We start from the raw sequence: 11,782 nt of genomic DNA, 5'->3' as shown, positions 1-11,782 counted from the left end.
CCCAATCACAGGGCATGGACTGGTAGCCCTCCTGGAAGCCTTCCTCCTTCATCCGGTAGTCAAAATAGCCCCAGCTCGCGTACTGCTTACGGCTTATCCTTTACACAACGAAACCCGACATGGGAGCTGCCCGTATTGATATCCCCCTTGCCACGGCCACCGGGCATGTAGCGGGAGCAGTACTGGTCGCAGCACAGAAACGAGCCACCTTTTTGGACACGCTTAGAGATTCCCGGCTCATCAGGATCCAGGCTGTCTTCGGGGCCTTTCGGGCTCTTTTCCAGACTCTTTGCAAAATAATCCGGGCGGTACCAGTCCGAGCACCACTGCCAGACATTACCCGCCATATCGTTCAGACCAAAAGCATTAGCCGGGAAGCTCCCCACAGGCGATGTGTGTGCAAAGCCATCGGTGTTTTCGTCCTTGTTAGGAAAGGTTCCCTGGAAGGTGTTGGCCATCTGCTTGCCCTTAGGAGTGAGCTCATCCCCCCAGACAAAGGGCTTCTGATCTAGCCCACCACGCGCGGCAAACTCCCACTCCGCCTCAGTCGGAAGCCGCTTGCCGGCCCACTTTGCGTAGGCCGCCGCGTCCTCATAGGCAACATGCACTACAGGATGACTCTCTCGGCCTTTCAGATCACTCGTCGGCCCTTCGGGGTGCTGCCAGCTTGCCTTGGGGACATAGCTCCACCACTGGGTCATATCATCGAGCCGCACCTCATGATCAGGCGGCGTAAAAACCACGGCTCCGGGCACGAGTTTATCGAGTGGCACCCCAGGGAACTCTTTGGGATCAAGCGGCCGCTCCGCAATCGTCTGGTACTTGGTGGCCCTGACAAATTCTTCAAACTCGGCGTTCGTGACAAGATTTTTGTCCATCCAGAAACCCGCCAAGGTCACTTTATGCACCGGCTGTGCATCCTGAAAGCGTGGATCGTCACTGCCCATCCGAAAGCTCCCCTCTTTGATAAAGACCATATCCTCTGTGCTTTCCATGACTGCCACAGGCAGTTTGGGAGCCGATTTCGTACAGCCGGTTATCGTCAACAAAGCACAGCCGAATAAGAGAGTCGTTTTCATCGTTTTATTTTAGGGACCAGGAGATCCTAAAGCTCGTGCAGCTCCCAGTAGAAGTACTCTCTTTGGGGCGCTTTTCCTCCTTTCAAGAGCGAGACAACTTAGATATCTTCGTTGAACGGCCCGCCGTGCCCATATTGGTACTCTTACGGTAGACAATGCATTGCGGTTCAGGGCAGGTAAAATAAACACGATGATACGCCCCTACCTTCCTGTACCCGGTGCACCCGCATTTCTGGACGCTTTGGATGAGATTCGGGTGTGGCTACCCGAGTCCGCACACCCCAAAGCACTGGCGGGAAAGTTCCGCGCCCAGGTGAACGGTCACGCGATTGCCGTTATTGGCGTGCAAGGCAGCGATAAGGTGATGCCCGTGCGTGATCCCAATCGCGTGGTGCTAGCGGGAACACTTCAGAAGGCCCTAGGCGGGCAAGAGTGGAACCCAGCGGGGAGCGAAACCCAGATGACGCGCCTGAGTGAGAGCCGCTTCGAGCTGGTGGCCAAGCTACCTGCCGGAAGCTATGCCTACAAACTCACGCGAGGCGGCTCCTGGGACGAGAACTACGGCGCGGGCTTTGTGGCAGGGGGCGCGAATCTCACCCTTCTCCTGTCTCAGGAGCAGCTCGTTCGCTTTGTGGTGGATTTCGCGCAGAAGACAATCGCAGACTCAGTGAACCAGCCAGAGATCGTGGCGGCTCCGACGGCACTCCCTGCACGCTTGAAGCCCACGGAAACCGATACAAAATACCAGTCGTTTCGTCTCAAGCTGGCCCGTAAGCTCACCGCGCTCGAAGTAGCCCAGCCGATTCAGGCGCAGTTTGACAGCGAGCCCTGGCGCACGGTCTATGTGCGCGAGGCGCTCTCCGACTCCATTTTCCACTACGCCCCTGCGTGCGGACTTAGGTGCCCGCTGGAGCCGCGCACAAACCACGTTTCGTCTGAGCACCCGCGAGCAAGTGCAGCGTGCTCTCACCTTCGTGCCCATGGAGAACGGAGTCGCGTTTCAGCTCAACGGCGCTCTGGTGGGCGACTCGTGGCGGCAGATCTTAGTGGCACTGCATGGAAGTAAGAAACCCAGTGTTTTTCCCCTGCCCAAAGGGGCTTGGAAACAGGTAGTGGATCACCAAAGCGCCGGAATCCGCAGCCTACGCGTACTTCAGGGGCGTATTGTTTTAGAGCCGCTCTCGGCAATTGTTTTGTTCCAGAAATAATCTCAGTGAGGCTGGAGCTTAGCAGTAGGCTTTTTCTTCGCAGGTGGTGCCTCGACCACGTCTACCACCCGGGAGGCTGAGTACGTGCGACCAAATTCATCCTCGAAGCCCGCCTGTACCTGCAGCATCCCCGTCTCACCAGGAGGCAGTCGCAAGGAGAGCTCGGAGAAACCACGCAAAAGATCACTTGCATTGAACTCCTCACGCCAGAGTGCCCACTCCTGGCTCTTCACAGGCCGCGGTACACGACTTCCTCCTTGCTCAAACCAGACCGGAGTCACCCAAGTGGTTGCCGGATGGCTTCCCTGCTCTTTGCCCCAGCCATTGCGGTAGAGTGCCCGCCAGCGCACGGTTTCCCCGGGATAGTAGGGGCCGTGTGTCCGCTCCATGATTTGAAAGACTCCCCGTGGCTGCCCGCGCGGATCCCAGAGCAGCTTGCCCAGCCAGACTGCTCCCCCACAAATAAGTGCCGCAGCGAGTGCTACTATGCCATACCCAAAACGTGCACGGTGTGGTAAGGGATCCTCCCCCGTCTGTCGAATCACCCCCATGAGCACCCCAGCCAGTGACCAAAAAACTGCCCAGACCCCACAGAACTGGAAAGCGGGAGAACCGTTCACCTCCACCAACCCTCCGCTCAACGCTGCAAGGCAGGCAATTAGCAACGTGCGCTCCCCCGGGTCTCGCACCCGTGCCAACGCTCGCCACCCACTAAAAAGCAGCACAAAAACCGAAAATAATAACAGAAATAACCCGACAACTCCCGTCTCCGCCGCCCACTGAACATAGTAGTTATGCGCAATATTCTGATGTCCCGTACCATTCAGTGTCACTTGCTCAGGCCCATCTCCTAGGTTAGTCCAGCGCCCCTGCAACAACAGGTAGCTACCCAGCCCCCACCCGAACAGCGGCTTCAGTGAGAGCATGCGCAGTCCCCCACTCCACATGATCATACGGATACCCAGTGAGCCATCTTCCAGCAGGTTAACAAGACCCGTCACACGATTTGAGAGCAACGGTGCTAGGCCTCCCACAAGCGCCATCACAACCAGTGCCCCAATCACAATCACAATGGGAGAGGTTATTTTTTGCCGCCAAGAGTGTGCACCACGGTGCTCTTTTTTCTTCGAAAGCGGCGGATAACGCCAGAACAGATAGCCAATCAGAAGCAGGCCAATACTCCCCCCCAGCCATGCGGAGCGGCAACGCGTCATGATCCAGGCAAAACCCAAAATAAGCACGACAGCCTGAGCTGCCAGCCGCGCCCAGTCAGGCAGCGCACCAGAGAGCCCCAGCCCCAGCGCAAGTGGTAAGAGCAGTGCCAGAAGCGACCCGATACTCTCATGTGTCCCCAGAATACTGATATTATCCGCCGTGAAGTGATTTGTGAAACCGATCTTCTGGGCAAAATGTGCAATATCGTAAAGTGCAATCCCACAGGCAATGGCTAAGATTCCCCCAAGTGCCAAGCCAAGCTCACGTCGCTCACGCAGAGCATAGGATGTCACCAGGTAGGCCCCCGCCCCGGCAAGTAACCGGATTCCTTCCCCCAGTGCCACAGTCCGATCCGGAGCAAGAAAGAAACTGACACCTCCCCAGAGCAAGCAAACAGCCCATGCAACTGTCGGCCCACGCCTCACATAGCGTTGAAAGGGCTCTGCATAGTCTCGGCACGAAGCAAGCAGTAGCAGTAACCCGACCACTGCCCCCACCGAGAGAAAAAGTCTCACGATGGAGGAAATCAGAGGAATTTCTGCCGCAAGAAGCACAGCGAGGCAGATCAAGAGTCCTAGAGGCCTCTGGCTTCGCTGCAGCTCATCAAAAAGATCGAGGGGCTCGCCTTGTTTCTTACGAAACCGAGCCCGTTCCGCGTCCCGTCGCTCCCAGGGATCAGAAGATTTACCCATAAAAAGACCTCAAGATCACAACGGCCCCTTCGGTTGAGGAGAGATCTGATCGTAACGGGCACGGTGCTCTGCCAAACGTAGACCCACTAGCACTTGCAGGCGTTTCTGAAATGCTTCCAAACTAAATGTTTCCGCATGCGCCCTCAGACGTTCCGGCGCAAAAGTAGAATGATCCAAGCGACCAATCGCCTCCACTAAAGATGCAGTAGTCGGTTCGTTAAAAAAGAGTCCCGTATCTCCCTCCAGGACCGTCTCCATAGCTCCTCCGGCACGATAAGCGATAATAGGACGGCCCGCAGCCATCGCTTCTAACGGTGCAATACCAAAATCTTCTTCCCCAGGGAATAGAAAAGCCCGGCAGTTCGCAAATAACCCCTCAACTTCACCATCGGGAACACGCCCTAGTACTTCAACTGTTGGCCCCGCAAGACTCTTTAAGCGCTGTAAATCTGGCCCACTACCAACAACTTTCAGTCTAATTTTCAGTTGATTACATGCTTCAATCGCCAAGTCCACTCTTTTGTAAGGCAACAACCGCGACACAACCAGTAAATAGTCAGAGGAAGGATTCTCAACAACAGTAAAACGCATCACATCAATAGGAGGGTAAAGAATATCAGAATCTCGGCGATAAAATTTCAGCACACGCCGAGCAATATTGTATGAATTAGAAAAAAAATAATCTATCCGTTGCGCGGCAAGCTGATCCCATTGACGTAAATGATGAATAATAATAGGCAATAGGATTCGAGCAAGACGTCCGAATTGGCCTTCTTCGACATACTCATAATAACGCCAAGCAAAACGAGCAGGAGTATGACAATAATGAATATGGCAAGTCTCAGGTGATGTCAACACTCCCTGAGAAAATCGTGTCCCATGAGATAGGACAACATCATAACCACGCAAATCAAGTGTCTCAAAAGCAATGGGATAGAGGGGCAGGAAAAGCTTACTATACTTCGCCCGCGCAGCAAAAGGGATATTCTGCATGAAAGATGTCCGTACATCCATCTGAGCAAATGAAGAAAAAGTCCCCGCAGGATCGTAGACAGATGTATAGACAGGTGCATCGGGCCAGATCTGGTGCATTGCTTCTACAACCCGTTCGGCTCCCCCACGCTGGGTTAAGTCATCATGGACAATCGCAATCCGCACGTCTTCTCTTTACCTCAACCTATTCTCTACCGAGCAGCTCTCGATAAAATGATTCTACAGCACGTGCCGAATGTGCAGCGGTAAATTTTTCACGGACGTGCTTGTAGGCCGCCTGGCCCAGAGCACTTGCCTCCGCTGGGTTCAGAAGAAGCCGTTCCAGAGTATCTGCCAGAGCACTTGCATCACCCATAGGTGTACGTAGACCATTTACCCCATGCTGGATGATTTCTTGAACCCCTCCTCCGTCACTTGCGACGACAGAGAGTCCCTCCGCCATCCCCTCAATCACAACTTGCCCAAATGGCTCAGGAGTAATACTACAGTGTGCCAATATATCTAATCCCCGAAGAAGCTCAGGGACATCGCTACGAAATCCCAAGAAACTCACTTGATCTCCGAGACTAACAGCCTGCTGCCGTAGCTGTGCCTCATACACGGCTTCCCCAAAAAGAGGAGCACCAATCACCTGGAAATGAGCCTTGACCCCGCGATCTGTGAGCTTCCGTGCTGCCTCCAAAAAGATATGCTGCCCTTTCCAGGGGACAATTCTCCCCAGTAAGCCAATCTGAGGTAACGGATGATTCCAGTGATCAAAGGGCAATGGGCAGGGCGTTTGTAGCTCACTGTCCATCAAACCATCATAGATAACTCGGCAACGCTGCTTACCAGAACCTGAAGGAAATAATTTTTTCTCAGTACTAAGAGAATTCGTAAGGACACCCGAGGGAATACTTCGAGCCAGCCGTCGAAAAACAGTTACCGCGCGTTGAGGAAGGTAGGAAGGATCAATATGGTCACGAACATGCCAAAGCACAGGCACACCAGCGAGTTTTCCCGCCAGCGCTCCATAAATATCAGATTTCAGGGAATTACAGTGAATCAAATCTGCCTTTTGACGGCGTAGAATAGCAGATAGTGCGAAGGCGTAGCGCAAATAGGACATCCCAAACCCCACAGACCGCAAAGTCGGATTTTGCAAAGTATCCTTACGAACCTCACGCAAACGCTCCTCAAGAGGCACAATAATCGTCTCGAGAGACGCTCTGCGCAATCGTGTAGCAAATTCTCCCTCAACACTCAACAAAACCACGGGATTAATCTGTTCATGATTTAGTGCAGTCAGTGTACGAAACAATGCAATTTCCCCGCCTGACCATTTCGACGTATGATCAAGATAGAAAACGCGAAGAGGTTCAGACACTCGCATTGTCAATTAACCGGCTCGAAAGTTCCGGCAATTCCAGTTTTCTTGCAGGTAAAACAAGCTCTTTTGCAATAGACTGGCGATACTGCCAGTTCACACGATCCATTGTCCCAATTAAAAACCAAAGGATCATTGACTGCGAATAATGCGCTCCAGCTAGCCAGTTTCCTTGGCAAACTGTCATCAGCGCAATAACACTCAGGGCAATATAATCACGCGCATCATGCCAATACCGCCCTATTGTTACACAGATTCGAAAACATATTAGGATATAAAGAATTCCTCCAATGAATCCCAGTGACACAAACATATCTGAGAAATCAGCTTCCGTCGCCGTCTGACCGGTACCAAATTTGGTTGCGGCAATTGTCCCAGTTCCCAATCCCATACCAGTGGGAGTAAGAAAACCACGAAGAATCCCGTTCCCAATAAGTGATATATGCGAGCCACCGGTTGAATTTGAACCTAAGGGATCACTCAATCCTCTGATTTGATGATTTAGCAACACTGCAGTTCGGTCATCAACGTCTATTTCCTTCGCCTTTTCTATTCCAAGAGTCAGTCCCCAAAAGGCTATGACAATAGCGACAACAAGACGAGGTATCCAAGCCCGATAACTTTTGGCTTGAACAGCCCAAACCACAACCATCATCAGGAAAAGATTAATTACTCCTCCGCGGGAAGAGGACAAAACAAGAGCACCAGCAAGAATAGTGAATGGTATGAGATAAACATAGCGACGTCGTAAAATAGCAACCCAGCACAACGCCACCCCCATATTCAGAATAGTAACATACTCAGAAAACGAGAGTAATGTCCCAAAGGAACGGAAGACATCTCTTGATACTGCCTGAGTAGCGCCTCGGTTCACAAGAGTCCAAAATTTCTCAACCTCAGTCAAACCAGCAGTTTGTCTTAAACCGATAAATGTTTCAAAAATACCGAGTATAATGAAAACAATAAAAACTTTTTTTGCAACACTACGGCTACCTTTATTAATACCAACATAATACCAAAATAGGGGAGTCAATTTGAAAACAGCCCCACCAATACCAACAGCAATCCCTCCCTGCAATGGATTGAAAATTTCCAGAATCATGAGAATAATCAGAACAGATATTAGACGTGCGACAGGAGTATGCCTTGGTATTTTGCGCATCAATACCATGCGTAAGAAAAATACTCCCCCTACTAAAACGCTAACAAGCGTAATGGGGTCGTTACTAATATAACCCGTAGAAGGAATCAGTCCACGTCGTATGGCCCCAAGTAAAACGAGATAGACAAACATAGCAACCACACCAATTGTGGCAGAAAATTCCAACGAAGCCCAGATCATTACAAATACCAAAATAGCAATGCAGTAATGGATTGGTAAACTCATTGAGTCACCAGCACGTGCTAGTTCACTGAAACTCCCCATCAAAACCGGGGACATTAACGCCAAATTAGCAATACCTACTTGGCAGCCAACCCCTCCCCATCCAGCAAATTTAGCCTTCAGATATATCAGTATGTTTTTCGCGTCAGACATTATGTGACCTCGCACATAAAAGAAGCTGGTAGGAGATGCCCACTACCAACTTCCTTTTCAAACCTCTTATCACTAACCCCGTCCACGGAAAATAAAATACAGGCTGGGCAAGAGCCCAAGCAAACCTAAGAAATCCTGTGTGGAACCCCATTTACGTTTATTTGGATCAGTTGCAGGGACGAAAATTTCATCATCAGGCTGAATTTCCTTATCTCGAGAACGATCGCCTTTAAGCATCTTCTCAATATTGATTTCCTCAGTGGTACTGACTCCTTTTTCCACACGTGTGAGCTTCACCTTCTTGAGGTCCGCTCCAGTAGGGGGAATCCCAGCAATTGTTAGAGCATCAAAAAGGGTAAGAGTACGATCATCGGGATAATCTTGCTCACCTTGTTTCCCAACGGCTCCGTTGATCTTGTAACGAGCCTCTAATTTCGGGATCGTCAAGACATCTCCACCTTCAAGTAGGATATCGTTTTCAATTTTTCCCTTTTTATAGCCACGCAAGTCAACTTTAAGAACCTTCCCCTTACGCAGGATTGTCGCCTTAGATAGTGCCGCCTTATCCGTTACCCCACCTAAATCGTTGAGTAACGAGAGAATCGCGCCATCTTTAGGGAGTTCAACAGTACCACCACGCCCTGCGCCCACTTCTCCAATCACAGTAACAGTGATCTGATTACGATCAAGAACCGTCACATTAATCATGTCTCCATTTTTCAGAAGTAAGTTGTGCGCAGAGTCATTGGCATAGATCTTAGCAAGATCAAGAGGGATTACTTTTGCATCACGAAATAAATCGGCTTTATAAAATTCATAACGAGTTGTTGCCGAAGCACTGCCTGAAGCAATTCCACCGGCAGCCCCTAAGGCATCTAATATAGTCCAGTTCTCCTTGAGAACTAGCTTACCCGCTCCACGAACAGTTCCTAAAATTGTGATTTCACGTGGTTCCCGTTGAACAACATTCACCGTCACATTGGGACGGGTGAGCTGTTTTTTCTCCTTCAGCCCCTTGGCAATCTCACTAGCAATTTGATCACGTGTGCGCCCCGCAGCAGTAATTTTCCCTAGAATAGGGAAAACAAAAGTCCCATCCGGTAAAACCTGACCATTGAGGGAAAACTCAGGGTGATTGATGACGATGATTGAGACAACGTCACCTGGATTAATTCGATAATCTTCAGCAAGCTTCTCTTGAGTTACTGTAGGACTACCATGCGCCCAACCCGACTGCGGCAAGACCGCTCCTAAAACGACGAGTGCGAGCACATTGCCGCAGAGTACCTTTGCAAATATCATCAATCACGTCCCTTTCCCAGCGGCTCGTTTTCCGATGTCTCGCTACTTGCTTCTATCCCTCGGGCTGTTGGCTCCGCAACCCCTCGTCCAGTCCGACTACTCTCCACAGAGGCAGGGACATAGTACTTCCCATAGTAATAACCGGAACTTGTACCCTCCACACGGTTGAGAACGGTTCCCAATACGCGCGCATTGGCCCGTTGCAGTCGCTCAGCTGCCTGACGGGCGTTTGTTTTTTTTGTCTCTCCGTAACCAATCACCAGTAGTACACCATTTGCTCGGGCGGCTAGAACCACACTATCTGCCACCGCTAGAGTTGGCGGTGAGTCAAAGAGAACGATGTCAGCCAGAGACTCCAGCTGTGCAATAAGCTCAACCATCCTCGCCGAGCCTAAAAGCTCAGCAGGGTTGGGGGGGGGCGAGCCTGCTGCAATCACACTTACATTCTCCACACCGCAGGGGCGTATGACTTCAGAGATCTCATGGGTTCCCACAAGTATATCGGTCAGACCTGGAGACGACTCCTGCCGGAAGAGCTTATGCAGGCTTGGACGACGCAAGTCCGCGTCCACGATAATGACTCGCTTGCCATCCAGTGCCATCGCCATCGCCAGGTTGGCTGCAGTCGTGGACTTTCCTTCCGCTGGCACCGATGAAGTCACCACTATGCTTCGCAGAGTGGTGCCTACGGCGGCAAAGTTAATATTGGTTCGAAGACTTCGGTACGATTCCATCAAGGGCGAGAAGGTGCTGATATCCCGAATCAGGCGCAGCCCCTCCTCCTCAACAAGCGGCACATGCCCCAGGTTTGGTAGACGTAGCACACGTTCTGCTTCTTCCGGGCTGTTGATACGATCATCCAATAACTCCTGAAGAAGTGCAAGACAGAGCCCCAGAAAGACACCTAACAGCCCTGCAAACATAATATTCTGAGGTTTGTTTGGACGAACAGGGTTTCCCGGTACAACAGCGTCTTCAATGACGCGACTGCTCTCAACCTTAGCATTTTTACGCAGCTCAATATCCTGCATTTTCGTACTAAAATAGTCGATACGGCCAGCAGCATTTGTTTGGATCTGTTTAAGATCAGCAATACGGCTTGTAAAGTCGGGAACCTTATTAAGCCGACTGCTTAATGTTTGAATTGCAGCTAAATTCGGCTGAGCTGAGCGCTCAGAACTAGCCAAGTCAATCCGTAGTTTCTTAAGTTCAACATCAAAACCTTCGTAAGTGGGATCACGAATTAAATTCTTCTTTTCAAAGCCTTTCTTATAGGCTGTAGCATACTGTGTAATACGGCTATACTCCGCTTTTAATGCACGCATCCGATCATTATCGTCGCCAAGTTCTTCTTTAGCAGCGGCCATAATCGCATCTTTATCGGCGATTGTTCTTTGGATACTTTCCCAGTTTGGATCCTGCTCAATCCCGAGAAGACCAGGGCGCAGACGCTCTTTCTTCTGCCGATTCATGTAGCCAACAATCTCGCCGATACGTGTCGTGAGATAGTTGATCTCGCTAAGCTGTTTCTGGTAGAGCTGACTCACTTCACCAAGCTGCTTCTGATTGGCCTCAGCCTGAATCGTCAGCTCGGAGATTTGATTATCCTTTTGATATTTCAGCAGATCCCTTTCTGCCTTGTTCTTTGCCAACCGGTGCTTATTAAGATTTTTCTCCGCTTCTGCATAGACCAAGTCAAGCTTTTCTGACCCCTTGTCCTTGACCTCATCAATATAGGCTTTGAGAATTTTATTCGCAGTCTCAGTGACCGCATTGGGATCGTCTCCCTCAGCTATCACTTCCACAATGGATGTCCCACCCTCGACAGGAACGACGGAGTAGTTGGTGAGAGACTTCCCATTGGTCATGAGCTCCCCGGCCCGTTTCTTGATAGCGCTGCTCTTGAGGAGCTCTACCTGGGTCGGAGGTGAGTAGGGGGAATTGAGCTTGAAAAGCTCAGCAAGCGGATCGTTGTTGGCGGTCTGAATCAAATAAGATGGGGGTTCCAGTAAGACACGCGCACTCGCCTGGTAGACCAGCGGTTGAAAGAGGGTTATCAGTACCCCCGCAACCAAGACGATGACGAAGGTCTGCAGAATAATGGCACGCCGCCGCCGCAGGATGCCGCCGTATTCGCTCAGGGATATAGATGGGGACCCCTCAGCCGATAAATCAGTTCGCTCTTGCATACACTTTCCTAAAACTCAAATGCCCTCTGCCAAAAACCATGACACTCTCTGCGCAACTTTGAGCGTTGAGTGAATTGGAAATCCAGCGGGGACAAAAACACAGAGGACATTTAAACACAAGGGAGTCTTACGAAATCACGCTGTCAAGCGTTCCCAATTTTTTCGCAGCTTCCTTATCTTCCTCTAAATTGTGAAATCATC

At 50.8% G+C, this 11,782-nt stretch carries 9 protein-coding genes; 2 read left to right on the top strand and 7 right to left on the bottom strand.

Annotation, left to right across the window (positions count from 1 at the left end; genetic code table 11):
* Nucleotides 1–86: 86 nt before the first annotated feature.
* Nucleotides 87–1,079, bottom strand: coding sequence for a formylglycine-generating enzyme family protein (locus ACH2ED_RS22545; protein ID WP_395094998.1), 993 nt, complete (start codon nucleotides 1,077–1,079; stop codon nucleotides 87–89).
* A 190-nt stretch (nucleotides 1,080–1,269) separates the two neighbouring features.
* Here ACH2ED_RS22545 and ACH2ED_RS22540 point away from each other — a divergent pair, with 190 nt between their 5' ends.
* A complete protein-coding gene (locus ACH2ED_RS22540) occupies nucleotides 1,270–2,145 on the top strand; it encodes a hypothetical protein (RefSeq protein ID WP_395094997.1) in 876 nt (291 codons plus the stop codon).
* Nucleotides 2,060–2,287, top strand: coding sequence for a hypothetical protein (locus ACH2ED_RS22535; protein ID WP_395094995.1), 228 nt, complete (start codon nucleotides 2,060–2,062; stop codon nucleotides 2,285–2,287). Before ACH2ED_RS22540 ends, ACH2ED_RS22535 begins: the two co-directional genes overlap by 86 nt.
* Nucleotides 2,288–2,289: 2 nt before the next feature.
* Here the strand turns inward: ACH2ED_RS22535 and ACH2ED_RS22530 are convergent, their stop codons facing one another.
* From ACH2ED_RS22530 to ACH2ED_RS22505, 6 genes are all read right to left on the bottom strand, one after another.
* On the bottom strand, nucleotides 2,290–4,194 hold the full coding sequence (locus tag ACH2ED_RS22530; RefSeq protein WP_395094993.1) for an O-antigen ligase family protein: 1,905 nt from the start codon (nucleotides 4,192–4,194) through the stop codon (nucleotides 2,290–2,292).
* A 15-nt stretch (nucleotides 4,195–4,209) separates the two neighbouring features.
* Entirely contained in the window at nucleotides 4,210–5,352 is a 1,143-nt protein-coding gene (locus ACH2ED_RS22525) for a glycosyltransferase (protein WP_395094992.1), read from the bottom strand.
* A 19-nt stretch (nucleotides 5,353–5,371) separates the two neighbouring features.
* On the bottom strand, nucleotides 5,372–6,553 hold the full coding sequence (locus tag ACH2ED_RS22520; RefSeq protein WP_395094991.1) for a glycosyltransferase family 4 protein: 1,182 nt from the start codon (nucleotides 6,551–6,553) through the stop codon (nucleotides 5,372–5,374).
* The gene (locus ACH2ED_RS22515) at nucleotides 6,546–8,090 is read right to left on the bottom strand and encodes a hypothetical protein (RefSeq protein ID WP_395094990.1); all 1,545 of its coding nucleotides are present in this window, start codon (nucleotides 8,088–8,090) and stop codon (nucleotides 6,546–6,548) included. Before ACH2ED_RS22515 ends, ACH2ED_RS22520 begins: the two co-directional genes overlap by 8 nt.
* Nucleotides 8,091–8,162: 72 nt before the next feature.
* Nucleotides 8,163–9,392 carry a polysaccharide biosynthesis/export family protein gene (locus ACH2ED_RS22510; RefSeq protein ID WP_395094989.1) on the bottom strand — a complete coding sequence of 410 codons (1,230 nt, stop codon included), beginning with the start codon at nucleotides 9,390–9,392 and terminating at the stop codon, nucleotides 8,163–8,165.
* Nucleotides 9,392–11,581 carry a polysaccharide biosynthesis tyrosine autokinase gene (locus ACH2ED_RS22505; protein WP_395094988.1) on the bottom strand — a complete coding sequence of 730 codons (2,190 nt, stop codon included), beginning with the start codon at nucleotides 11,579–11,581 and terminating at the stop codon, nucleotides 9,392–9,394. Before ACH2ED_RS22505 ends, ACH2ED_RS22510 begins: the two co-directional genes overlap by 1 nt.
* Nucleotides 11,582–11,782 lie beyond the last annotated feature (201 nt).

This window comes from Armatimonas sp. (assembly GCF_043757465.1).
Lineage (GTDB): Bacteria > Armatimonadota > Armatimonadia > Armatimonadales > Armatimonadaceae > Armatimonas.
Note: the sequence above shows the minus strand (reverse complement) of the source record. Positions and strands in the feature narration are given on the sequence as shown.